General features: G+C 69.4%; 19 protein-coding genes and 1 pseudogene. 7 read left to right on the top strand and 13 right to left on the bottom strand.

Going from position 1 to position 23,299, the window contains the following annotated elements:
- Positions 1 to 107: 107 nt before the first annotated feature.
- From Q0599_RS17120 to Q0599_RS17140, 5 genes and pseudogenes are all read right to left on the bottom strand, one after another.
- Positions 108 to 770, bottom strand: a pseudogene (locus Q0599_RS17120) (ABC transporter ATP-binding protein); the annotation flags it as partial.
- Entirely contained in the window at positions 694 to 1,437 is a 744-nt protein-coding gene (locus Q0599_RS17125) for an ABC transporter ATP-binding protein (RefSeq protein ID WP_298831892.1), read from the bottom strand. The gene Q0599_RS17125 and the pseudogene Q0599_RS17120, both read right to left, overlap by 77 nt.
- Positions 1,434 to 2,405, bottom strand: coding sequence for a branched-chain amino acid ABC transporter permease (locus Q0599_RS17130; protein ID WP_298831894.1), 972 nt, complete (start codon positions 2,403 to 2,405; stop codon positions 1,434 to 1,436). Before Q0599_RS17130 ends, Q0599_RS17125 begins: the two co-directional genes overlap by 4 nt.
- A gap of 10 nt (positions 2,406 to 2,415) precedes the next feature.
- Entirely contained in the window at positions 2,416 to 3,294 is an 879-nt protein-coding gene (locus tag Q0599_RS17135; protein WP_298831895.1) for a branched-chain amino acid ABC transporter permease, read from the bottom strand.
- Between the two features lie 13 nt (positions 3,295 to 3,307).
- Positions 3,308 to 4,501 (bottom strand): amino acid ABC transporter substrate-binding protein, encoded by a 1,194-nt coding sequence (locus Q0599_RS17140; protein ID WP_298831897.1) that lies wholly within the window; start codon positions 4,499 to 4,501, stop codon positions 3,308 to 3,310.
- Positions 4,502 to 4,717: 216 nt separating this feature from the next.
- Between Q0599_RS17140 and Q0599_RS17145 the strand changes: the two genes are divergently transcribed.
- From Q0599_RS17145 to Q0599_RS17155, 3 genes are all read left to right on the top strand, one after another.
- On the top strand, positions 4,718 to 5,680 hold the full coding sequence (locus tag Q0599_RS17145; protein ID WP_298831899.1) for a helix-turn-helix domain-containing protein: 963 nt from the start codon (positions 4,718 to 4,720) through the stop codon (positions 5,678 to 5,680).
- A 60-nt stretch (positions 5,681 to 5,740) separates the two neighbouring features.
- Positions 5,741 to 6,571 (top strand): urease accessory protein UreD, encoded by an 831-nt coding sequence (locus Q0599_RS17150; RefSeq protein WP_298831901.1) that lies wholly within the window; start codon positions 5,741 to 5,743, stop codon positions 6,569 to 6,571.
- A 375-nt stretch (positions 6,572 to 6,946) separates the two neighbouring features.
- On the top strand, positions 6,947 to 7,174 hold the full coding sequence (locus Q0599_RS17155; protein ID WP_298831903.1) for a hypothetical protein: 228 nt from the start codon (positions 6,947 to 6,949) through the stop codon (positions 7,172 to 7,174).
- Positions 7,175 to 7,426: 252 nt separating this feature from the next.
- On the opposite strand, the gene Q0599_RS17160 is transcribed toward Q0599_RS17155, so the two are convergent.
- The 6 genes from Q0599_RS17160 to urtA all read right to left on the bottom strand — a co-directional run bounded on the left by Q0599_RS17160 (position 7,427) and on the right by urtA (position 13,829).
- Positions 7,427 to 8,098 (bottom strand): glutathione S-transferase, encoded by a 672-nt coding sequence (locus Q0599_RS17160; RefSeq protein WP_298831905.1) that lies wholly within the window; start codon positions 8,096 to 8,098, stop codon positions 7,427 to 7,429.
- Positions 8,099 to 8,135: 37 nt separating this feature from the next.
- Positions 8,136 to 8,828 (bottom strand): urea ABC transporter ATP-binding subunit UrtE, encoded by a 693-nt coding sequence (gene urtE, locus Q0599_RS17165; RefSeq protein WP_298831907.1) that lies wholly within the window; start codon positions 8,826 to 8,828, stop codon positions 8,136 to 8,138.
- A gap of 1 nt (position 8,829) precedes the next feature.
- Positions 8,830 to 9,717, bottom strand: a complete 888-nt coding sequence (gene urtD, locus Q0599_RS17170) for an urea ABC transporter ATP-binding protein UrtD (RefSeq protein ID WP_298831909.1) — start codon at positions 9,715 to 9,717, stop codon at positions 8,830 to 8,832.
- Positions 9,714 to 10,817 (bottom strand): urea ABC transporter permease subunit UrtC, encoded by a 1,104-nt coding sequence (urtC, locus tag Q0599_RS17175; protein ID WP_298832756.1) that lies wholly within the window; start codon positions 10,815 to 10,817, stop codon positions 9,714 to 9,716. The genes urtD and urtC overlap by 4 nt, the downstream gene beginning before the upstream one ends.
- A gap of 14 nt (positions 10,818 to 10,831) precedes the next feature.
- Complete coding sequence (urtB, locus tag Q0599_RS17180) at positions 10,832 to 12,415, bottom strand: urea ABC transporter permease subunit UrtB (protein ID WP_298831912.1); 1,584 nt, start codon at positions 12,413 to 12,415, stop codon at positions 10,832 to 10,834.
- Positions 12,416 to 12,551: 136 nt separating this feature from the next.
- The gene (gene urtA / locus Q0599_RS17185; RefSeq protein WP_298831914.1) at positions 12,552 to 13,829 is read right to left on the bottom strand and encodes an urea ABC transporter substrate-binding protein; all 1,278 of its coding nucleotides are present in this window, start codon (positions 13,827 to 13,829) and stop codon (positions 12,552 to 12,554) included.
- 362 nt (positions 13,830 to 14,191) lie between these two features.
- On the opposite strand from urtA, the gene Q0599_RS17195 reads away from it, so the two are divergent.
- The 4 genes from Q0599_RS17195 (at position 14,192) to Q0599_RS17210 (ending at position 18,345) form a co-directional block, all read left to right on the top strand.
- Complete coding sequence (locus Q0599_RS17195; protein ID WP_298831916.1) at positions 14,192 to 15,199, top strand: serine protease; 1,008 nt, start codon at positions 14,192 to 14,194, stop codon at positions 15,197 to 15,199.
- 100 nt (positions 15,200 to 15,299) lie between these two features.
- Complete coding sequence (otsB, locus tag Q0599_RS17200; protein ID WP_298831918.1) at positions 15,300 to 16,055, top strand: trehalose-phosphatase; 756 nt, start codon at positions 15,300 to 15,302, stop codon at positions 16,053 to 16,055.
- Entirely contained in the window at positions 16,052 to 17,428 is a 1,377-nt protein-coding gene (gene otsA / locus Q0599_RS17205; protein ID WP_298831920.1) for an alpha,alpha-trehalose-phosphate synthase (UDP-forming), read from the top strand. The genes otsB and otsA overlap by 4 nt, the downstream gene beginning before the upstream one ends.
- On the top strand, positions 17,425 to 18,345 hold the full coding sequence (locus Q0599_RS17210) for a mechanosensitive ion channel family protein (protein WP_298831922.1): 921 nt from the start codon (positions 17,425 to 17,427) through the stop codon (positions 18,343 to 18,345). Before otsA ends, Q0599_RS17210 begins: the two co-directional genes overlap by 4 nt.
- 168 nt (positions 18,346 to 18,513) lie before the next feature.
- Here the strand turns inward: Q0599_RS17210 and treS are convergent, their stop codons facing one another.
- Both treS and Q0599_RS17220 read right to left on the bottom strand, forming a co-directional pair.
- Positions 18,514 to 21,846, bottom strand: a complete 3,333-nt coding sequence (gene treS / locus Q0599_RS17215) for a maltose alpha-D-glucosyltransferase (RefSeq protein ID WP_298831924.1) — start codon at positions 21,844 to 21,846, stop codon at positions 18,514 to 18,516.
- Between the two features lie 108 nt (positions 21,847 to 21,954).
- Positions 21,955 to 23,286, bottom strand: coding sequence for a DASS family sodium-coupled anion symporter (locus tag Q0599_RS17220; RefSeq protein ID WP_298831926.1), 1,332 nt, complete (start codon positions 23,284 to 23,286; stop codon positions 21,955 to 21,957).
- Between the last annotated feature and the right edge of the window lie 13 nt (positions 23,287 to 23,299).

Genomic DNA, 23,299 nt, shown 5'->3' on the forward strand with positions numbered 1-23,299 from the left:
ACGTTCTGCTCGACCATCAGCACCGTGGTGCCGGCGTCGGCAATGCGCCGCGCGATGGCGAGCAGTTCGTCGACCATCTTCGGCGCCAGGCCGAGCGAAGGTTCGTCGAGCATCAGCAGGCGCGGCGCGCTCATCATCGCGCGCGCCACCGCCACCATCTGCTGCTCGCCGCCGCTCATCGTGCCGGCGAGCTGGTGCGCACGTTCGCGCAGCTTGGGAAAGTCGGCGAAGGCCTGCTCCAGCCGCTTGGCGCGCTCCTCGGGGCCGACCAGCCAGCCGCCGAGCTCGAGGTTCTCGGCCACCGTCATCTGCGGGAAGAGCTGTCGGCCTTCGGCGACGAGTGCGATGCCGCGGCCGACGATGTCGGAGGTCCTGGCGTCCGGCTCGATCTCCTCGTCGTCGAGCTTCACCGTGCCGCCGCGCGGGATCAGGCCGGCAATGGCCTTCAGCAGCGTGGTCTTGCCGGCGCCGTTGGGGCCGAGGATGACGGTCAGGCCGGGGCGCGCCTCGAGCGTGAGGTCCCTCAGCACGAGGAACGGGCCGTAGCCGGCGCTCAAGCCCTCGATCTTCAGGTGCGCGAGCTGGCGGTTCAGCGCCGCTTCGATGTCGTTCTTCATGCGTGTGGCCCGCACGGCCGCCTGAAGGGCCGCAACGCCCCCTCGGGGGGCTGCGAATGAAGTGAGCTTGGGGGCATCATGTCTCCACCATCTCGTCGCCGAGGTAGGCCTCGACCACCTCGGCGTTGCGCACCACCTCGGCCGGCGTGCCATCGGCGATCTTGCGGCCCTGGTGCAGCACCAGCACGCGCTCGACGTGGCGCAGCAGCGTGGTCACGGCGTGCTCGATCCAGATCACCGTGAGGTCCAGGTCGTCGCGCAGGCGGCGGATCAGCTGCGCCATGGCCTCGATCTCGCTCTCGGTGAGGCCGGCCGCCACTTCGTCGAGCAGCAGCAGCTTCGGCCGCGTGGCCAGCGCCATGCCGATCTCCAGCAGACGCTGCTGGCTGGGCGTGATCGCCGCAGCGGGCAGGCCGGCCTGCGCGGCGAGACCGATCAGGTGGAGGATGCTGGTCTCGTCCTTCAGCAGCCACGACGCGCTGCGCCGACGGCCGGCGAACTGCAGGCCGAAATCGATGTTGGCAGCGACACTCAGCTCGGCGAACACGCGCGGCGTCTGGAAGGTGCGCGCGACGCCCTGCTGGGCGAAGCGGTGCGGCTTGGCTCCCGTGAGCCGTGCGCCGCCGGCGTAGAGCTCACCCGTGGTCGGCTCCACCACGCCCGACAGCGCGTTGAAGAAGGTGGTCTTGCCCGCGCCATTGGGGCCGATGATGCCGACCAGCTCGCCCGGCGCAAACGCGGCGCTGACCTTGTCGACGGCGACGAGACCGCCGAAGCGCACCGTCACGTCGCGGGCTTCGAGCAGGGGATGGCCGTTCACGCCGCCACCTTCTTCGCCTTCCCGGCGCGCAGCTCGCGCCACCAACTGCGCACGTCGTCGCGCCACATCGTGAAGGTCTCTCGCCGCAGCGAGGCGAGGCCGCCGGGCAGGTAGAGCACCGAGAGGATCAGCAGCAGGCCCAGCGTCATCATGTACAGCTGCGGCAGCTGCAGGCGCAGCGTCTCGGCCAGCAGGCTGAACACGACAGCCGCGATCAGCGGGCCCCACAGCGTGGCCGCGCCGCCGATCAGCGCGATCAGCACGGTCTGGAAGCCGATGAAGGGGTTGAACACGGTGGCCGGGTCGATGTAGGTCCAGCGCACGCTCATCGCCGCGCCCACCGCGCCGGCGAAGGCCGCGGTCAACGCGAAGCCGCCGATCTTCACGAGGCGGGTGTTGACGCCCAGCGTCTGCGCGCGCTGCTCGTCGGCGCCGATGCCCTGCATCGCCAGCCCGAAGCGGCTGCGCCGCACCAGGATGGACACCAGGATCGCCAGCACCGCGAGGCCCAGCACCGTGAGGTAGACGGTGTCGCGCTCGGGCACCACCACCAGCACGCGGCCCACCGTGCCGGTGACCTGCTTCTCCCAGTAGGTGATGGCATGGCGGATCAGCTCGGTCATGCCGAAGGTCAGCACCGCGAAGTAGGTGCCGCGCAGATGCAGCACCGCCGCCCCCATCACCACGGCGACGCCCGCTGCGATCGCCGCGCCGAGGGCGATCGCCATCCACCAGCCCGACGTTTCGAGCACCAGCGCGCTGGTGTAGGCGCCGATGCCGAAGAAGGCCGAGGTGGCCAGCGAGAGGTAGCGCGTGGTGCCGCAGAACAGGCTCCAGCTCGACGACAGGCCGACGTACATCAGGCAGGTCAGCGCCATCGAGACGGCGAACTCGCTGCCGTAGTGCGGCACCGCCAGCGCCCAGCCGGCCAGCGCGAAGAGGACGAGCAGATCGCGCCTCGTGTTCATGGGCAGGCGCTCATTGACGTGCAAACAGGCCGTTGGGCCGCCACAGCAGCACGGCGATGAAGATGCCGTAGGACAGCAGCGACTTGAGCGAGGGGTTGGTGAAGTGCATGCCGATCGCTTCGACCACGCCGAGCGCAAGGCCGCCGACCAGCGCACCGCTCATGCTGCCGAATCCGCCGAGCGTGATGACGATCAGCGCCGTCACGGTGTAGGGCTCGCCCATGCTCGGCGAGATGGTGTAGGTCATCGACAGCAGGCAGCCGGCGACGCCGGAGAGCCCCAGGCCGACGCCGAACATCATCGGGTGCAGCCGCTCGGTGTCGATGCCGACCAGCTGCGCGCCGGTGGGCGACTGCATCAGCGCGCGCACGCCCTTGCCGTACAGCGTCTTCTTCAGGGTGACGATCAGCGCGGCGCTGAAGGCCAGCGCGAGCGCCAGCAGCAGCAGCTTGTTGGCGGCGAACTGCGCCCCGCCGACGGCCACCGGCTCGGTGAGGAAGTCGTAGCCACGCAGGTCGCCTCCCCAGGCCATCTGCGCGAAGTTCTGCACCAGGAACATCAGCCCGAAGCTGACCATCAGGCCGCGGGCCTCGAAGACATCGAGGTTGGGGCTGGTGCGGGTGAGCCTTCGAAACACGAGCCGATGCACACCGAGGCCCAGTGCCATCAGCAACGCGAACGCCAGCGGGATCATCAGCAGCGGTGAAATGCCGAACTGCGTGGTGGCCATCCAGGTGAGGAAGGCGCCGACCATCAGGAACTCGCCGTGCGCGATGTTCAGGATGCGCATCAGGCCGTACTGCAGGTTGAGCCCCAGCGCGACGAGCGCGTAGACGCCTCCGGTGATCAGGCCGGAGGCGATCAGTTCGAGCCAGGCGCCGGCGGTCACGGGGCCTGCGTCTTCAGACCCACGCGGGCTTCTGCGGCACCAGCGGCGCCGTGGCCTGGGCCTTCGGCCACACCACCTCGAACTCGCCCTTCTGCCACTGGCTCACCGTCCCCGGCGTGCCCACGTTCTCGCTGCCGACGAACTTGATCTTGCCGAGGATGGTGGCGTGCTCGTTGCCCGCGACGTAATCGCGGATCGCCTTGCGCTCCAGGCCCACCTTGGCCACCGCGGCGGTGAGGATTTCCAGCGAAGCCCAGGCAGCGCCGCTGGCCCAGCGGTCCGGCTCCTTGGCCGCGCCGAACTTCTTCACGTGGGCGTCGAAGTAGGCCTTCGCGCCCGGGCTGGTCTTGGCGTTCCACGAGCCCATGCCGAGCACGCCTTCGGCGCCCGCGCCCATCACGTTGCGGTAGAGCTGGAAGGCGGTACCCACGCTGGCATAGAAGAACTTCGGGTTGAAGCCGATCTCCTTGCTCTGCCGGCTGGCGAGGATGGTGTCGGGCGGGTAGGTCAGGCCGATGAAGGCGTCGGGATTCTTGTCCTTCATCGAGCGCAGCACCGGCGACAGGTCCTTCACGCCCAGCGGGTAGCTCTTGTCCTCGACCAGGCTGATGCCGCTGCCGGCCAGCGCCACCTTCAGCGCGGCATAGTTCTCCAGCCCGAACAGGTCGTCGACGTAGATCACTGCCGCGCTCTTCGCGCCGTTGGCCTTGAGCATGTCGACCAGCGCGTCCATCATCGGCTTGGGCTGCTGCAGCATGAGGAAGAAGTACGGCAGCTTCATCTCGACCAGGCGCCGGCTGAGCGCCGTGGGCGCGAGGAACGGGTAGCCGAAGCGGTTGGCCAGCGGCGCGACGGCGAAGTTGGCGTTGCTGCCCCAGGGCGGCAGGATCAGGTCGACCTTGTCGCTGCCCATCAGCTTCTCGTAGGTGCGCACGCAGGTCTCGATGTTGCTCTGGTCGTCGCTGCTGATCAGCTCGATTGGCCGCTTCGTGCCCTTCACGTTCAGCCCGCCGGCGGCGTTCTGCTGCTCCGCCCACAGCAGGTAGTTGGGCTCCTGGCTGACCTGGGCGCCGGTGGTCCAGGGGCCGGTGCGGGCGATCGCGTAGCCGATGCGCACCGGCGCGGCCTGGGCGCGCACGATCGACGGGAAGGCCAGCGCGGCGGACGAGGCGGCGAGCGCCTGGACGACGGTACGGCGGGTGCTCATGGTCTGTCTCCTTGGATGGAAGGCCCGGCTCGTTCCGGCCGGTGGACGGGTGTCGTGCCATGCATTGTTCGGACACGCCGGCGGCGCGGCTTTGCCGAACGTGCAGCCGGGCTTGCCGATCCGTGCAGCCGGGCTAGGGCTTTCCCGACCCCCCGGCCCCAAGGCTTGAGGGGTCAATGCGCCATCGCTACCCTCGCGCATCCACCGGAGGCAGCCATGGGCAACACCGTCGTCAGCGCGATGAGCACCGACCAGGTCTCGGCGGCCGAGCGGCCAGGCTTCTGGGCCGACTGGATCCACAAGCTCTTCCACGGTCTGGACTCCGACCTCTACGGCGACACCGGATTCGATGGCCGCATGGCCACCGTGCGCGCGGGGGACATCGTGCTGACGAGGCTGGAGGCCAACCGCCACCGCGTCATGCGCTCGGCCTCGCTGGTGCGGCAGTCGGAGACCGGCTACCTGAAGATCGTCGCGCCGTGGGTGGGCTGCGCCGGTGTCGAGCAGAAGGGCCGCGAGGCTTGGGTGACACCCGACCAGTGGAGCATCTACGACACCACCGACAGTTACGCGGTGGCCAACCCGGTGCGCGTGGAGCACCTGATCGTGATGGTGCCGAAGGACCGGCTGGTGGAACGCGGCATCACGCTCGACCCGCTGATGGCGCGCCGCCTGGGCGGCAGCGGCGGCGTGGCACGCATCGCGCTGGAGACCATGCGCAACGCCTACCGCGAACTGCCCGGCATGTCGGAAACGGCCGCGCGCGGTGTCGGCGATGCGATCACGCAGCTCGTGCACCTGTCGATGCTCGACCTGGCCGGCATCGGCACCGCCGTGACGCAACGCGAGGCGCTGCGCGAGCGCATCAAGCAGCATGTCGGCGAGCGCCTGGGCGACCCGAACCTCACGGTGGACAGCATCGCGCTGGCGCTGAACTGCAGCCGCCGCCAGCTCTACAACGCATTCGCCGAGGAGCCCGACGGCGTGGCGGGATACATCCTGCGCCGCCGCCTCGAGGGGTGCCGCCGCTGCTTCGACGACCGCGCGCAATCGCATCGCTCGATCACCGAGATCGCCTTCGCCTTCGGCTTCTCGAACATGGCGCACTTCAGCCGCGTGTTCCGCACCCACCTGGGCCTGCCGCCCAGCGACTACCGGCGCGGCGCGGCCGCGGCCTGAGCCGGCGTCGAAGGCCGCGGCCCTGGCTACACTGCCGGGCCACTTTCCTCTCGACTGCCCATGGGCTGGCACGGCCACCTCTCGATCGACTACCGCCGCGACGGCGACACCACGCAAGCCCACGACCGCCACGACGGCCCGCTGCGCGTGCTGCAGCGGCTTTATCCCGAGGGCCCGTCGATCTGCCACCACGTGCTGGTGCACCCGCCGGGCGGCATGGTCGGCGGCGACCGGCTGGACATCGAGCTCACCCTCGGTGTCGGCGGCCACGCGCTGATCACCACGCCCGGCGCGGCGCGCTTCTACCGCAGCGCCGGCGAGCCGGCGGTGCAGCAGCTGACGGCGCGCCTGTCCGACGGCGCGCGGCTCGAGTGGCTGCCGCTGGAGACGCTCGCCTACAGCGGCTGCGAGGGCCAGAACCTGATGCGCTTCGAACTGGGCGCGGGTGCCGAGACGATCGGCTGGGACGTGCTCGCGCTCGGCCTGCCTGCCGCCGACCAGCCCTTCGTGCGCGGCCGCTACCGGCAGCACATCGAGATCCCGGGGCGCTGGCTGGAGCGCGGCACGATCGCCGCCGACGACGCAGTGCTGCTGGACTCGCCGCTGGGGCTGGACGGCCATCGCGTGATGGGCAGCCTGTGGTTCGCCGCCGGCACCGCCCTCGGGGCGGCGCGGCGCGAGGCGCTGCTCGACGCGGCGCGCGCCGCCTGCGAGGGCCACATCCTGGCGCGAACCGCCGGCTCGACGGCACCCAACGACGCGGTGGTGCTGCTGCGTGCGCTCGCGCCCAGGGTCGAGCCGCTGATGGCGCTGCTCCAGGACGTGCGCAACCGCTGGCGCGCCGTCGCCTGGGAGCTGCCGGCGGTGCTGCCGCGGATCTGGAAGACCTGACTCTTCGCGCCTGGCGAGCGTCGCGGGTCGGCCAAGAAGAGGCCGTGGAGCACACATTCGGTGAAGGTCGGCAACCCGCGCTGACTCTCGCGATGTCATCACCAGATGCGCGATGCCGTTGCGCCACGGCGTCTTCAGCGTTGGCACCTCCCGACATCGGTCTCGGTCAGCGGGCGGCCCGGTGTGCTCCTTGCGCCGAACGAATTGGGCGCCGGGACGAGGGCTCGACCTATGCGACCATCCACTGCATGAACTCTCGATGGCCGGCCGGCTCGTGGAAACCACCACTCAGGAACGACACATGAACATCGAAACGTCACCCGCCCGAGAGGCAGCCCGTTCGCGCTGCCGCGGCCGCATCGCGCGTGTCCAGCGATGCTGAGCTGGCTCGACCGCTTGCCGTGGATCTGGTTGCTGCTTCTGGCGGCGTGGATGGCCATTGCGCCGATCACGCCCGAGCCCCATCTGGTCGAGAAGCTGCGCCTTCTGGTCCAGGGTGCGCTGGTACGTCCGCTCGATGTCTTCGACCTGGCCATGCATGCGACGCCGCTGCTGCTGGTGGCGCTCAAGCTGTGGCGGCAGTGGCGCGTGCATCGACCCTGACGTGCCTGGTCGCACCCGGTCCTCGCGGCCCTTGCGCGGCGCCGCTTGAACTCCCACGGGTTTGGCGTGCTCAGGACGCTTGCAGTTGCTGCCAGCCGTGGGCGACGGCAATTGGCCGACTTCTGCCCCAGAGCGTCGGAGCCTTCGGGTCGGCTGAACGCCGCATGGCCGACGCCGGCGCCGGTGGGTCCCGAACAGTCGCGATGCGGCGATCTGCGACGACCGACGGATGCTTGTGACGGCGAAGAGGTATCAGTCGCCGGCAAAGCTGTAGGGGCCGCCGCGCTTGAGCGCCTTCTTGTAGGCCGGCCGCGCATGGATGCGCTTGAGCCAGTCCATCAGCTTCGGCCGCCGCGCGTCGAGGCCGGCGCGCTGCGCGGCCGCTTCGATCGGGAAGCTCATCTGGATGTCGGCCGCGCTGAACGACTTGCCGGCGAACCAGGGCCGCTGCGCCAGTTCGCTCTCCATGAAGTCGAGCTGCCGTTCGATGTTGGGCATGACGAAGCTCTTCAGCACCTGGGCCGAGATGCCGCGCGCGATCGGCTTGACGAAGAACGGCATCGGCGCGCTCACCACCTTGTCGAACACCAGCTTCATCAGCAGCGGCGACATCGCCGAGCCTTCGGCGAAGTGCAGCCAGTAGCGGTACTGCAGGAACTCGGGCGTACCGGGTGCGGGTCGCAGCTTGCCGCCCTCGCGGTCGACGAGGTACTCGATGATCGCGCCGGACTCGGCCACCGTCGCCTCGCCGTCGGTGATCACCGGCGACTTGCCCAAGGGGTGGACCTGGCGCAGCTCCGGCGGCGCGAGCATGGTCTTGGGGTCGCGCTGGTAATGCCGGATCTCGTAAGGCAACCCAAGCTCCTCGAGCAGCCAGAGCACACGCTGCGAGCGCGAGTCGTTGAGGTGGTGGACGGTGATCATGGGCGGGGATTGTGCGCGCGGCCCCGGTGCCCTGCCCTCAAATGGACATGCGGTCGCGCACGCCCTCGCGCTCCATCGTCTCGCCACGCCCGCGCTGCACGATCTCGCCGCGCTCCATCAGCAGGTACTGGTCGGCCAGTTCGGCGGCGAAGTCGTAGTACTGCTCGACCAGCACGATGGCCATCGTCTTGCGGTTGGCCAGCATGCGGATCACGCGGCCGATGTCCTTGATGATGCTGGGCTGGATGCCCTCGGTCGGCTCGTCGAGGATCAGCAGCTTGGGGCCGGCCGCCAGCGCGCGCGCGATGGCGAGCTGCTGCTGCTGGCCGCCCGAGAGGTCGCCACCGCGGCGGTGGATCATCTGCTTGAGCACCGGGAACAGGTCGAACAGCTCCGCCGGGATCGGCGTGCCGCCCTTCTTGTACGCCAGACCCATGCGCAGGTTCTCCTCCACCGTCAGGCGGCCGAAGATCTCGCGGCCCTGCGGCACGTAGCCCACGCCCTTGCGCACGCGCTCGTAGGGCGTGTCGCGCGTGATGTCCTGGCCGTCGAGCTGGATGCTGCCGGTCTTCACCGGCACCACGCCCATCAGCGACTTCAGCAGCGTGGTCTTGCCTACGCCGTTGCGGCCCAGCACCACCGTCACCTCGCCGAGCTTCGCCCCGAAGCCGAGGTTGCGCAGGATGTGCGAGCCGCCGTAGTACTGGTTGATGCCTTCGACTTTCAGCATGTCAGCGTCCCAGGTACACCTCGACCACCTTGTCGTTGGCCTGCACGTCCTTCAGCGAGCCCTCGGCCAGCACGCTGCCCTCGTGCAGCACGGTGACCTTCTTGCTCGCGTTGCCCTGCGTGAGCTCGCCGATGAACTTCATGTCGTGCTCGACCACCACCAGCGAGTGGCTGCCCTCGAGCGAGAGGAACAGCTCGGCGGTGCGCTCGGTCTCCTCGTCGGTCATGCCGGCCACCGGCTCGTCGAGCAGCAGCAGCTTGGGGTCCTGCATCAGCAGCATGCCGATCTCCAGCCACTGCTTCTGGCCATGGCTGAGCAGCCCGGCGACGCGCTGCGCGCTGTCCTTCAGGTGGATCAGCGTGAGGATCTCGCCGATGCGGTCGAGCTGCGGCCCGGTGAGGCGGAAGAACATCGAGGCGCGCACGCCATGGTCGGTCTTCAGCGCCAGCTCGAGATTCTCGAACACCGACAGATGCTCGAACACCGTGGGCTTCTGGAACTTGCGGCCGATGCCGATCGTGGCGATGTCGTTCTCGCGCAGCCGCAGCAGATCGATGGTCGAGCCGAAGAAGGCCTTGCCGGCGTCGGGCCTCGTCTTGCCGGTGATCACGTCCATCATCGTCGTCTTGCCCGCGCCGTTCGGCCCGATGATGCAGCGCAGTTCGCCGGCGCTGATCGACAGGCTCAGCGCGTTGAGCGCCTTGAAGCCGTCGAAGCTGACCGTGATGTCGTCGAGGTAGAGGATGGCGCCGTGCGCGGTGTCGACTTCGCCCGGCGTGACGACGCGGCCGTAGCTCGCCGCACGGTCACCCGACAGCACCGCGGCGGCGGCGCGCTTGGCATGCTCCTCGCGGATCCTCGCGCCCGCCTTCATCAAGTCGGGCGTCATGTGCGCGTCTCCTTCTTCACCCGGCGCACCAGGCCGATGATCCCCTGCGGCAGGAACAGCGTCACCGCGATGAACAGCGCACCGAGGAAGTACAGCCAGAACTCGGGGAAGGCCTGCGTGAACCAGCTCTTCGCACCATTGACGAAGAAGGCGCCGACGATCGGGCCGACAAGGGTGCCGCGGCCGCCCACCGCCGTCCAGATGGCCATCTCGATGCTCGCCGCCGGGCTCATCTCGCCGGGGTTGATGATGCCGACCTGAGGCACGTACAGCGCGCCGGCGATGCCGCACATCACCGCCGAGATCACCCAGATGGTGAGCTTGTAGCGGATCGGGTCGTAGCCGGTGAACATCACGCGGCTCTCGGCGTCGCGGATGGCCTGCAGCACGCGGCCGAACTTGCTGGCCACGAGCCAGCGGGCGAAGACGAAGAAGCCGATCAAGGTCAGGCCGGTGATGACGAACAGCACCATGCGCATGCTCGGCGTGGCGATGGTGATGCCGAGGATGCGCTTGAAGTCGGTGAAGCCGTTGTTGCCGCCGAAGCCGGTCTCGTTGCGGAAGAACAGCAGCATCGCGGCGAAGGTCATCGCCTGCGTGATGATCGAGAAGTACACGCCCTTGATGCGCGAGCGGAAGGCGAAGAAGCCGAACACGAAGGCCAGCAGCCCGGGCACCAGCACCACCATCGCCATCTGGAACAGGAAGCTGTCGCTGAACGCCCAGTGCCAGGGGTATTCCTTCCAGTTGAGGAACACCATGAAGTCGGGCATCTCGGACTTGTACTGCCCGTCGGTGCCGATCTGGCGCATCAGGTACATGCCCATCGCGTAGCCGCCGAGCGCGAAGAACAGACCGTGGCCCAGCGAGAGGATGCCGGTGTAGCCCCAGATCAAGTCCATCGCCAGCGCGCAGATCGCATAGCACATGATCTTGCCGACCAGCGCGACGGCGAAGTCGCTCATGTGGAAGACGCTGCCCTCGGGCACCATCAGGTTGAGCGCCGGCGCGACCACCAGCACCGCCAGCAGCGCGGCGAACACGCCGAACCAGCTCTTCAGCGACAGGAACTGCGTGCTCGGCACGGCCGCGGCAGACATCGGGAGGACGGCACTCATGCTTCTGCGCTCCGGCCCTTCATGGCGAAGATCCCCTGCGGGCGCTTCTGGATGAACACGACGATGAACACCAGCACCATGATCTTGGCCAGCACCGCGCCGGCCCAGCCCTCGAGCAGCTTGTTGAGCACACCCAGGCCCAGCGCCGCGTAGACGGTGCCGGCGAGCTGGCCCACGCCGCCGAGCACGACGACGAGGAAGGAGTCGACGATGTAGCTCTGACCGAGGTCGGGCCCGACGTTGCCGACCTGCGAGAGCGCGCAGCCGCCCAGGCCGGCGATGCCCGAGCCGAGCGCGAAGGCGTAGGTGTCCACCCGCGCAGTGTTCACGCCGACGCAGGCAGCCATGCGGCGGTTCTGCGTCACGCCGCGTACGAACAGGCCGAGCCGGGTGCGCGCGATCAGCAGCGCCACCGCGATCAGCACCAGCGCGGCGAAGGCGATGATGGCGATGCGGTTGTAGGGCAGCGTGAGGTTGCTCATCACCGAGATGCCGCCGGACAGCCAGGCCGGGTTCTCCACCGGCACGTTCTGCGCGCCGAACAGCGAGCGCACGCCCTGCATCAGCACCAGGCTGATGCCCCAGGTGGCCAGCAGCGTCTCCAGCGGCCGGCCATAGAGCCAGCGGATCACGCTGCGCTCCATCGCCGCGCCGACCAGCGCGGAGGCGAGGAAGGCGACGGGAATGGCGACGAGGATGTAGGCGTCGAAAGAGCCCGGCAGGTACTGGCGGAACAGGTTCTGCACCACGAAGGTGGCGTAGGCGCCGATCATCAGCAGCTCGCCGTGGGCCATGTTGATCACGCCCATCAGGCCGTAGGTGATGGCCAGCCCGAGCGCCGCGAGCAGCAGGATGGACCCGAGGCTGATGCCGGTGAACACCACGCCGATGCGCTCGCCCCAGGCCAGGCGCGAGCGCACCGTGTCGAGCGCGCGGGTCAGGGCGGCCCTCACCTGCGGGTCGGCCTCGGCGTCGGGCGCGAGCCGCTCCTGCAGCAGACTGGCCACCGCGCTCTGCCGGCTGCTGGCGAGCGCATCGATCGCGGCCAGGCGCTTCTCCTTGTCGGGCGAGGCGACGAGGATGGTGGCACGCATGCGCTCCAGCGATGCCTTCAGGCCGGCGTCGCTCTCGGCGGCAAGCGCCTTGTCGAGCAGCGGCAGTTGCGCCTCCTCGAGCGACTGCTTGAGCAATTCGGCCACCGAGGCGCGGCGCGTCTCGAGGTCGGGCGAGAGCAGCTGCAACGCGGCCAGCGCCGCCTGCAGCGCGCCGCGCACGCGGTTGTTGTTGATCACGTCCTCCGCTTCAGGTGGCAGCGTGGCCGGGCCGCCGGTGGCGGCATCCACCGCCTTGTCTCCCTGGACGATGAAGACCCTGTCGCCGGCGAGCTTGACCGAATCGTCGAGCAGCGCCTGCACAAAGGGTCCGAGCCCGTCGGCAGCGCTGGCGGCCGCCTCGTTGAGCGCCGCGATGCGCTCGTCGCTGTCACCCGACGCGATGGCCAGCGCCTGCCTGGGCGTCAGCGCGAAAGACGCGAGCGGCAAGCACCACAGGAGGCAGCAGAGAACGAGTCGTCGAAGCATTCGAATGAGGTTCAGAGGAAGACGCGGACCGGTCCAAGACCGTCCGCCCTTCAAGCGGACGCCGCGGATCCGGCTTCGCCGGTCCGCTGGCGTCGCCCCCTCGAGGGGGAGCGCCGTCAGGCGCTCCGGAGGTGGGTCACTTCTTCTCGGGCACGTTCTTCTTGCCCTTGTTCTCCGCGATGTAGTCGCTCCACGGGTCGGCGACCACCGGGCCCTTGGTCTTCCACACCACGTTGAACTGGCCGTCGGCCTTGATCTCGCCGATGAACACCGGCTTGTGCAGGTGGTGGTTTTCCTTGTCCATGGTGGACATGAAGCCGCCCGGCGCCGGGAAGGTCTGGCCGGCCATCGCGGCGATCACCTTGTCGGTGTCGGTCGACTTGGCCTTCTCGACGGCCTGCTTCCACATCATGATGCCGATGTAGGTGGCCTCCATCGGGTCGTTCGTCAGCGGCTTGTCCTTGTGGCCGGGGATGCCCTTGGCCTTGGCGTAGTCGCTCCACTTCTTGACGAACTCGGTGTTCGCCGGGCTCTTGATCGACATGAAGTAGTTCCAGGCGGCCAGGTGGCCCACCAGCGGCTTGGTGTCGACGCCGCGCAGCTCTTCCTCACCGACCGAGAAGGCCACCACCGGCACGTCGGTCGCCTTCAGGCCCTGGTTGCCCAGTTCCTTGTAGAAGGGCACGTTGGAGTCGCCATTGATGGTCGAGACCACGGCGGTCTTCTTGCCCTCGGAGGCGAACTTCTTGATCTTGGCGATGATGCTCTGGTAGTCGGAGTGTCCGAAGGGTGTGTACTCCTCCATGATGTCCGACTCGGGGATGCCCTTGGCCTTCAGGAAGGCGCGCAGGATCTTGTTGGTGGTGCGCGGGTAGACGTAGTCGGTGCCCAGCAGCACGAAGCGCTTCGCCGAGCCGCCGTCCTTGCTCATCAGGTACTCGACGGCAGGGATGGCCTGCTGGTTCGGCGCGGCGCCGGTGTAGAAGACGTTCTTCGACAGCTCCTCACCCTCGTACTGAACCGGGTAGAACAGCAGCGCGTTCTTCTCCTCGAACACCGGCAGCACCGACTTGCGGCTCACGCTGGTCCAGCAACCGAAGGTGACGGCGACCTTGTCCTGGTCGATCAGCTGCTTGGCCTTCTCGGCAAACAGCGGCCAGTTGGAGGCGGGGTCGACCACTACCGGCTCGAGCTTCTTGCCCATCACGCCGCCCTTGGCGTTGATCTCGTCGATCGCCATCAGGGCGACGTCCTTGAGCACGGTCTCCGAGATGGCCATCGTGCCCGACAGGGAGTGCAGCACGCCGACCTTGATGGTGGCCTGGGCCTGGGCGATGGAGCTGAAACCCATCATGCAGGCGGCGGCGGCCAGCGCGGTGAGCGATTGGGTGGCGAAGCGGCGGGACGGATTCATGGTGCGGTGCCTCCTGGCGTGTTGGCGGGGTCGTTGTGAGGAACGGCCGCAGGTTAGGTGCGGCGCAGCAAACGACCAATACGCAAGGTGGCGTAGGCCCGCCCGGCGCGCCGGGGCACGATCGGCCTCGGCCGTCCAGGGGCTCTCGCTGACATGACGACTCCGACCGGCGCCGTGACATGGCCCAACATGGACAAGGGCGGCGGCTTTCGGGCGCTGACCGAGAATCAGCGCGTGGAGTTCGAGACGACGCAGGGCCGGAGGGGTTCGCAAGTGTCGGACATCCTGGCGGTCCGCCCCCGGCGCACGGACCCTTCGCAGCCCGGCACGAAGCCGTGGCCTTCTTCTTTCCGGGAGCCCCCATGAAGAACCTGCAGGAAGCGACCGAGCGCATCTGCGAACTCAAAGGCAACGTTATCGCGCTGGACGCGCTGTGCAGCGCCCTGATCCAACAACTTGCGCCGCCGGCACGCGCGCGCTTTCGCCGCAGCTTCGAGGACCTGGCCGAGTTTGCGCGCACGGCGATGCTCAACGCGGCGATCTCGGAGCACTCGATCGCCGCCTTCGAGGGCGACACCGCCCGCATCGCGGCGCTGATCGACTCGCTCGAACGCAGCGCGCCGGCGGCGCGGGACGGCACGGCCGTCGAGCCCCTGCTGCTGGCGGTGCCGCGCGTGCTGACGTTCCAGGGCCAACGCGCCCTCACCGCGGCCAGCGGCTTCTTCTTCGCGCGCGGCGAACGTCTCTATCTGGTAAGCAGCCGCCATGTGCTGGTCGATGCACCGAGCAATCACTTTCCCGACCGCATCGAGATCGAGATGCACACCGACGAGCGCGACCTGTCGCGCACCAGCGTGTGCTCGGTGCTGCTCTACGAGCGCGGCCAGGCGGTGTGGCGCCAGGCGAGCGACACCGGCGGCGACATCGACGTGGCGGTGATCGAGCTGGACCGCGCCATGCTCGGCGGCATCGTGCCGCGCGCCTTCACGCCAGCGAACCTGCAGGAGACGCTGGGCGAGGTGGAGATCGGCACGCCGCTGCTCGTGGTGGGGTTCCCGCTCGGCTTCCACGACAGCCGCTTCCACCTCCCGGTGGCGCGTCAGGCCGCAGTGGCCTCGTCCTTCGGCACGCGCTTCCAGGGCCTGGGCCTGTTCCTCACCGACGCGCGCACGCATCGCGGCACCAGTGGCGCTCCGGTGGTGATGCGCTCGCCGGCCGAAAGTTCCGCCGATGCCGCCATCCCCTGGAAGCTGTTGGGCATCCACTCGGCGCGCATGGACATGGGCGGCCGCGATCTTGCTGCGGACGAGTCTCTCGGCCTGAACTGTGCCTGGTACGCTGACGTGCTGATGACACTGACCGCGTCTTGACGACCCGACGACGGCCGTCGCTTCGCAAAGCCGCAGCACATGGGTGAGGTTATTGCGGCCCATCATGGCCCATTTGTCCAAATGCGTTTAAGGTAAGAGGATGCTGAATCCCGATCTGCCCGATCGCGCCAGCGCGCTCTTCTTCGATTTCGACGGCACCCTCGTAGACATCGCACCGCGACCCGATGCCGTCGCCGTGGAGCCCGGCGTCCCCGAACTTCTTGCGCGACTGGCGAGCCTGCTCGGCGGTGCCGTGGCCGTGGTGTCCGGCCGCCCGCTGTCGGACATCGACCAGCACCTGCAGCTCGCCCGGCTGCCCGCCGCGGGTGTGCATGGTGCCGAACGGCGCGGCGCCGATGGCCTGGTGCGGCGCATCGCCGTGGGCGCGCTCGACGAGCCGGCCGCGCTGATCGACGCGCTGGTCAAGCGCCACCCCGGCTTGCGCGCCGAGTACAAGCCCGGTGCGATCGCGCTGCACTACCGGCAGGCGCCCGAACTCGAGGACGAATGCATCGCCACGATGACCGAGGCGATGCGTCGCATCGACGGCATGGCGTTGATGCGCGGCAAGAAGGTCGTGGAACTGAAGCCACGGCGCGCCAGCAAGGGTTTTGCCGTGCGCAGCTTCCTCGACGAGCGCCCGTTCCGCCATCGCCGGCCCTGGTTCTTCGGTGACGACGTCACCGACGAGGCCGCCTTCGAGCTCGTGCAGTCGCTTGGCGGCGTGGCGGTGAAGATCGGCGAGGGCGAGACGCTGGCGGCGCACCGCCTGAGCGACCCGGCGGCGATGCGCGAGTGGCTCGTGCGCGCCGTCGAGCGCCTGGCCGGCGCCCCGGCGGCACGGGTGACACCGTGAGCCGGCTCGTCGTCGTCTCCAACCGCGTCGCCGATCCGCGCAAGACCGCAGCAGGCGGCTTGGCCGTCGCGCTCGGCGAGGCGCTCGCCGAGACCGGCGGGCTCTGGTTCGGCAGCAGCGGTACCGTCGTCGAGCGCAGCTCCGGCGAGGGCAAGCTGCACGTCCAGCGCGCCGGCAACGTCACGCTCGCCACGGTGGACCTCTGCCGCGAGGACCACGACAGCTACTACGTTGGTTATGCCAACGGAGTGCTCTGGCCGGTGTTCCACAACCGGCTCGACCTCGCCGATTTCGATGCCGGCTTCATCGACGGCTACCGGCGCGTCAACCGCATGTTCGCGCACCGGCTGATGCCGCTGCTGCAGCCCGACGACGTGATCTGGGTGCACGACTACCACCTCATCCCGCTGGCCGCCGAGCTGCGCGCGATGGGCTGCAGGCAACGCATCGGATTCTTCCTGCACATCCCGCTGCCGCCACCGCTGATCCTGGCCGCGATCCCGGCGCACGAGTGGCTGATGCGCGCGCTCTTCGCGTACGATCTCGTCGGCCTGCAGAGCCAGGCCGACATGGTGCACCTGTCGCGCTACCTGATCAGCGAGGCCGGCGCCGAGCAGATCTCGGAGAACACCTTCGGCGCCTTCAACCGCCAGCTGCGTGCCGAGTCCTTCCCGATCGGCATCGACGTCGACGAGTTCGCCGCGCTGGCGCAGGCGGAAGAGGCCCAGGAGATGCTCGCCACGCTGAAGGATCAGTACGCGAAGCGGCGGCTGCTCGTCGGCGTCGACCGGCTCGACTACTCCAAGGGCCTGCCGCAGCGCATCCGCGCCTTCCGCAAGCTGCTCGAGCGCTATCCGGAGAACCGCAACAGTGCCACGCTGATCCAGGTGGCCGCGCCCTCACGCGAGGACGTGGACGCCTACGGCGACATCCGTCGCGAGCTCGAAGGCCTGTGCGGCGCGATCAACGGCGACTTCGGCGAGGTCGACTGGATGCCGATCCGCTACATCCACCGCACGGTGGCGCGCAAGCGCGTGCCCGGCCTGTACCGCGCCGCACGCGTGGGCCTGGTGACGCCGCTGCGCGACGGCATGAACCTAGTGGCCAAGGAGTTCGTCGCCGCGCAGGATCCCGAGGATCCGGGCGTGCTCGTGCTGTCGCGCTTTGCCGGTGCGGCCGAGCAGCTCGGCGACGCGCTGCTGGTCAACCCCTACGACACCCAGGCCACCGCGGACGCCATCCAGCGTGCGCTGCACATGCCGCTGGAGGAGCGCCGCCATCGCCATCAGCGGCTGATGGCGGAGATCCGCGCCCACGACGTGCACTGGTGGCGCAAGCAGTTCCTGAATGCCCTGATGGAGACCGTCGCATGAGCCTGTTGAAGGACCTCGTCGACGACGCCGTGGCGCTGTGGTCCGGGCTGGGCAGCGTGGCCACCACGGCCTTGCGCATCGTGGTCATCGTGATCGCGGCCTGGATCCTGATCGGCGTGCTGCAGCGTGCCATCCGCGCCTTCCGCATCCGCATCGCCAACCGCTTCGACGACCGCGAGGCGGTCAAGCGCGCGGAAACGCTGGGGCGCGTGTTCCGCTACCTGGCCGCGGTGGTGGTCTCGCTGATCGCCGGCATGCTGGTGCTCGGCGAGCTCGGCATCTCCGTCGCGCCCATCCTGGGCGCGGCCGGCGTCGTCGGCCTGGCGGTCGGCTTCGGTGCGCAGAGCCTGGTGAAGGACTACTTCACCGGCTTCTTCATCCTGCTGGAGAACCAGGTCCGCGAAGGGGACGTGGTCAAGCTCGGCGATCACGCCGGGCTGGTCGAGGTGGTGACGCTGCGCTTCGTGCAGCTGCGCGACTACGACGGCAACGTGCACTTCGTGCCCAACGGCATGATCACGACAGTGGTCAACATGAGCCGCGGCTATGCCCAGTCGGTGATGGACATCGGCGTCGCCTACCGAGAGAACACCGACTCGGTGATGGAGGTGATGCGCGAGGTCGGCCAGGAGATGCGCGCCGATCCTGCCTATGCGCCGCGCCTGCTCGACGCGCTGGAAATCGCCGGCGTGGAGCGATGGGACGACTCGGCGGTGGTGATCCGCTGCCGCTTCAAGTGCGCCCCGCTGGAGCAATGGGCCGTGCGGCGCGAGTACCTGCGCCGCCTCAAGCACGCCTTCGACGAGCGCGGCATCGAGATCCCCTATCCGCACCTGACGCTCTACGCCGGCCAGGACACGCAGGGCCGCGCGCCGGAGCTGCCGCTGCGCCTGGTCCGCGGCGAGTCTCCCGTCTGAGGCGTCGCACGCTCCGCGCTGCCCCGAAGCCGGGGCGCGCGGGAACCCGCGGGGCGGCATCGCCACCGGGCCGGCTCAGGAAGGTCGCCCGCACCCGGCCGATGCCGATGCCGATGCCGAAGCGGTCCACGGCGACGTGCGCCGCGTCCATGGACTCTCCTCGCAGCGTCAGGCGCCGATCAGCTCCGCCACGCTGGCCAGCGACGCAGCGGCCGCGACCGGCCGCAGGTGGATGTCGTCGCACAGCAGCTGCATGGCACGGTCGATCTCGAACAGCGTCAGCAGCGGCTGCGCTGCGGTGAAGGACTCGGCGTCCGCATGCAACCCGGTGGCGACGGCGTGCTCGGCGTAGGCGCCGAGGAAGGCCTCGCGCACCGTGCGCCCCCAGATTGCCGCCAGCGCCTCGCGCCGCGGCGACTCGGCGTCGGCTTGCGCGCCCAGCTGCAGGGCCGCGTCGCGCGCCTGGTCCAACGAGTGCAGCATGTCCGCCACGTCGCGCAGCGGCGACTGCTTGGCACGCCGTGCCTCGACCGGCACGCGCGGGTCACCCTCGAAGTCGACGATGGCGAAGTCGTTGTGCACGAGCAGCACTTCCTGCAGCCGGTAACCGCCGTGCACGCGGGTCTTGACGCCGGCGGGCGTCCAGCGCGCGGCGCCGGCGAAGACCGCTTCCAGGTCGGCCGCCAGCACGCGTTGCGCCAGCGCCTGCTGCGGCGCGGGCCACTGCGCCGCGTGCTCGCGCAGCAGGGCCAGCGTGGCCGCGGCGCGCGCGCGAGCCCGGTCGACCCAGCCCTGCAGATCGGCGGCGGAGATTGGCTCGGGGTCGAAGGCGGCATCGCCGGTGCGCCGGTTCAGCGCCGCGTGCAACTCCGCCGTGCGGCGGGCCATGGTGCGCACGCGGCCGAGGAAACCCTCGTCGACCGGCTCCGTCATGCCCGCGGGGCGCCCCGCGGGATGGCGGCCGAGCCAGAGATGGAGCTGGTCGACCACGAAGCTCCAGGCTTCGCCCTGGTTGGAGATGTAGGCCTGCAGCAGGATCAGCGTGCTCGAGGTCCCGTCCGCCGCCACATGCTCGACGTGACCCGCCACCGCCGCGCAGTGCTCGAAGCGGGCCACGTCGGTGAGGAAGCGGCCGACCTCGGCTTCGATGTTCACGCCCGGGCTCACCTGGCGCAGCACCTTCACGAACAGGCACTCCTCGAGCACCAGCACGGAGCTGCGCGCCTGCGGCACCTGGCGAGGCGGCGTGGGCGTCAGGGGCACGCGGCCGGCGATCTGGCCGAACGCGCCGGTGGGCAGGAAGAGCAGGCGACCCTGCGCACCGCCGACCTCGCGACGGCGGGCCAGCGCATCGAGCAGCGCGGCGCAGAAGGCCGGGTCCGCCTGCGCATCGGCCATCACGCCCACGCGCGGCCCAACACGCACCTTGGCCACGGCTGCGCTCTGCAGCTGGCGCAGCCGCTCTTCCTCGCCGTCCTCCCAGGCCAGCGCCAGCGGCGCGAACCAGCGCACCTCCTCGTCACCGCTGCGCGCATCGAGCAGGCACAGCAGCCAGTCTCGGCCGCCGTGGTCGAGCACCGCATGGTCGGCGATGTGCACGCGCGAGAGCGCCTCGTCCCGCCCGTCGAACCAGCGCTGGCGCGCGATGAAGGGTGGCAGCACCCGGCCCTCGACCTGCGCCCGCGTCTTGACCGCCATGCCGATGCGCCAAGGCACCACGCGGTCGCGGAACAGGCTGTTCCAGCCGTCGAACAGCACCACCACGACGAGATCCTCGACCGGACGACGGTCGACGTACCAGTCCGGCGGCGCCACGTCGGTGGCGAGGCGGAACCAGAAGAAGCCGTGCGAAGGCAGCGTCAGCACGTAGCCCTGCTCGCCGACGGGTGCGAAGGCGATGCCGCCCATCATCTCCACCGGCACGCGTCCCTTGAAGCGCGCCAGATCGATCTCCACCGGCTGCGCCGTGCGGCCCAGGTTGGCCACGCACAGCACCGCCTCCTCGCCCAGTTCACGCAGGTAGGCGAGCACCTTGCGGTTGCCCGGGTGCAGCATGGTGATGGCGCCGCGCCCGAACACCTGCGTCGAGCGCCGCACGGCGAGCAGCCGGCGCGTCCAGTTCAGCAGCGACGAAGGCTCGCGCGACTGCGCCTCGACGTTGACCGACTCGTAGCCGTACACCGGATCCTGGATGGGAGGCAGGTACAGGCGCTGCGGGTCGGCACGCGAGAAGCCGCCGTTGCGGTCGCTGGTCCACTGCATCGGCGTGCGCACGCCGTCGCGGTCGCCGAGGAAGATGTTGTCGCCCATGCCGATCTCGTCGCCGTAGTACAGCACCGGCGATCCCGGCATCGACAGCAGCAGGCTGTTCATCAGCTTGATGCGTTCGAGGTCGTTCTCCAGCAGCGGCGCCAGCCGGCGGCGGATGCCGAGGTTGATGCGTGCACGCGGGTCCGCCGCGTACATGCTGTACATGTAGTCGCGCTCGCGGCTGGTCACCATCTCCAGCGTCAGCTCGTCGTGATTGCGCAGGAAGATGGCCCACTGGCAGGCCGGCGAGATGTCCGGCGTCTGTGCGAGGATCTCGACGACGGGGTGCCGGTCCTCCTGCGCGATCGCCATGTACATGCGCGGCATCAGCGGGAAGTGGTAGGCCATGTGGCACTCGTCGTCCTCGCCGAAGTACTCGCGCACGTCCTCCGGCCACATGTTGGCCTCGGCCAGCAGCAGACGGTTCGGGTACTTCTCGTCGAGACGGCGGCGCAGGCCCTTGATCACCTCGTGGGTCTCGCGCAGGTTCTCGTTGGAGGTGCCCTCGCGCTCGATCAGGTAGGGGATGGCGTCGAGGCGGAAGCCGTCGACGCCCTGGTCGAGCCAGAACTCCATGATGCCGAACACCGCCTCGCGCACCGCCGGGTTGTCGAAGTTCAGGTCGGGCTGGTGACTGAAGAAGCGGTGCCAGTAGTACTGGCCGGCGACCTCGTCCCAGGACCAGTTCGACTTCTCGGTGTCGGTGAAGATGATGCGTGTGCCGGCGTACTTCTTCGGGTCGTCGCTCCAGACGTAGAACTCGCGCTCGGGCGAGCCCTTGGGCGCGTGGCGCGCGGCCTGGAACCAGGGGTGCTGGTCGGATGTGTGGTTGACCACCAGCTCGGTGATCACGCGCAGGCCGCGGCGGTGCGCCTCGTCGACCAGCCGCTTGACGTCGGCCGCCGTCCCGTATGCGGGATTGACGCTCATGAAATCGGCCACGTCGTAGCCGTCGTCGCGCAGCGGCGAGGGGTAGAACGGCAGCAGCCAGATCGTGTTGACGCCGAGGTCGCGGACATGGTCGAGCTTCTCGATCAGGCCGGCGAAGTCACCCAGGCCGTCTCCGTTCGAATCGAAGAAGGCCTTGATGTGCAGTTCGTAGATGACCGCGTCCTTGTACCAGAGCGGGTCATCCGCCGGCTTCGTCGTCCCGTCCGCGATGACGGCGAGCAGTGCGGCGTCGGTCTTCAAGGCGCGAGTCCGGGGTTCGTGGGCGGTGCGGCGGATGCTACACAGATGAGGTTCTCCTTCAAACCCCCGGGCCGGTCGCAGCCTGCGCGAGGCCGCGGGGCGCGACGCTCAGCCGAAGGCGAGCGTGGCGACCGTCGCGATGACGGCGATGCACAGCAGGTTGAGCACGAGCCCGCAACGCATCATCGTCGCTTGCGGCACCAGTTCGGTGGCAAAGACGATCGCGTTCGGCGGCGTGGCCACCGGCAGCATGAACGCACACGACGCCGACACCGCGATCGCCGCGGCGAGCAGCGCCGGCGGCAGGCCCAGCGCGGAAGCCACGCCAATGAAGATCGGCACCAGCAGCGCGGCGCTGGCGGTGTTGCTGACCAGTTCGGTGAGGAAGACGACGAAGGCGACCACGCCGAGCAGCAGCAGCCAGGTCGGCGCCGCCTGCACCGCATCGACCAGCGTGCCGGCGAGGAAGCGGCTGGCGCCGCTGCCGGCCATCACCTCGCCGAGCGCCAGCCCGCCGCCGAACAGCAGCAGCACGCTCCACTGCGTTCGCCGCTCGATCTCCGGCCAGCCGATCGCGCCGCTGGCCACCAACGCGACGATCGCTGCCAGCGCGACCGCGCTGTCGATGTCGGCCGGGATGCCCAGCGCGCGCGCCAGCGGGGCGGCGGCGATCCATCCGGCGGCGGTGAGCGCGAAGATCGCCAGTGTCCAGCGCTGCGCCGGGGTCCACGCCAGCGTCTCGGCCGACACCGCGATGCGCCCGCCCAGCCGGGGCCGCAGCACGGCGTACAGCATGCCCAGCATCAGCGGCAGCAACAGCGCCGCCAGCGGCAGCCCGAATCGCAGCCACTGGGCGAAGCCGATGCCCGCCTGCGCCGCGGCGATCGCATTCGGCGGGCTGCCCACCAGCGTGCCGATGCCGCCGATGCTGGCGCTGTAGGCCACGCCGAGCAGCACGAAGGCCTGCTCGCGCGGGCCGATCGGGTGCTCGGCGTCGGCGCCGTCGAGCAGGCCCAGCGCCAGCGGCAGCATCATCGCCGCGGTGGCGGTGTTGCTGATCCACATCGACAGCGCCGCGGTGAGGGCGAAGAGCAGCGCCACCGCACGCACGCGCCGCCCGCCCGCGACGCGCAGCATGGCCAGCGCCAGCGCACGATCGAGGCCCTGCTGCTGCAACGCCGCGGCCAGCGCGAAGCTGCCGAGGAAAAGGAAGATCACCGGATGCGCGAACGAGGCGAGCGCGCTGCGCAGGTCCATCAGTCCGGCCAGCACGGCCAGCAGCGGCACCAGCAGCGCGGTGACCGACAGGTGCAGCGCCTGCGTCGTCCACAGCCCGCCGATCAGCACGAACAGCGCCATACCGGCGCGCAGCGCATCGGGCGGTGGCGCGACCGCATGCACGGCCGCGGCCGCGCCCAGACAGGCGAGCACACGCAGCATGGCGCCGGCGGCC

Source organism: uncultured Piscinibacter sp. (assembly GCF_937952055.1).
GTDB lineage: Bacteria > Pseudomonadota > Gammaproteobacteria > Burkholderiales > Burkholderiaceae_C > Piscinibacter.

Bases quoted from the DNA above. Each gene is read 5' to 3' on its own strand.
- Q0599_RS17130 (WP_298831894.1), bottom strand. From the start codon at position 2,405: ATGAACACGAGGCGCGATCTGCTCGTCCTCTTCGCGCTGGCCGGCTGG.
- Q0599_RS17140 (WP_298831897.1), bottom strand. From the start codon at position 4,501: ATGAGCACCCGCCGTACCGTCGTCCAGGCGCTCGCCGCCTCGTCCGCC.
- Q0599_RS17145 (WP_298831899.1), top strand. From the start codon at position 4,718: ATGGGCAACACCGTCGTCAGCGCGATGAGCACCGACCAGGTCTCGGCG.
- Q0599_RS17150 (WP_298831901.1), top strand. From the start codon at position 5,741: ATGGGCTGGCACGGCCACCTCTCGATCGACTACCGCCGCGACGGCGAC.
- Q0599_RS17155 (WP_298831903.1), top strand. From the start codon at position 6,947: ATGCTGAGCTGGCTCGACCGCTTGCCGTGGATCTGGTTGCTGCTTCTG.
- Q0599_RS17160 (WP_298831905.1), bottom strand. From the start codon at position 8,098: ATGATCACCGTCCACCACCTCAACGACTCGCGCTCGCAGCGTGTGCTC.
- urtE (WP_298831907.1), bottom strand. From the start codon at position 8,828: ATGCTGAAAGTCGAAGGCATCAACCAGTACTACGGCGGCTCGCACATC.
- urtD (WP_298831909.1), bottom strand. From the start codon at position 9,717: ATGACGCCCGACTTGATGAAGGCGGGCGCGAGGATCCGCGAGGAGCAT.
- urtC (WP_298832756.1), bottom strand. From the start codon at position 10,817: ATGTCTGCCGCGGCCGTGCCGAGCACGCAGTTCCTGTCGCTGAAGAGC.
- urtB (WP_298831912.1), bottom strand. From the start codon at position 12,415: ATGCTTCGACGACTCGTTCTCTGCTGCCTCCTGTGGTGCTTGCCGCTC.
- urtA (WP_298831914.1), bottom strand. From the start codon at position 13,829: ATGAATCCGTCCCGCCGCTTCGCCACCCAATCGCTCACCGCGCTGGCC.
- Q0599_RS17195 (WP_298831916.1), top strand. From the start codon at position 14,192: ATGAAGAACCTGCAGGAAGCGACCGAGCGCATCTGCGAACTCAAAGGC.
- otsB (WP_298831918.1), top strand. From the start codon at position 15,300: ATGCTGAATCCCGATCTGCCCGATCGCGCCAGCGCGCTCTTCTTCGAT.
- Q0599_RS17210 (WP_298831922.1), top strand. From the start codon at position 17,425: ATGAGCCTGTTGAAGGACCTCGTCGACGACGCCGTGGCGCTGTGGTCC.
- Q0599_RS17220 (WP_298831926.1), bottom strand. From the start codon at position 23,286: ATGCTGCGTGTGCTCGCCTGTCTGGGCGCGGCCGCGGCCGTGCATGCG.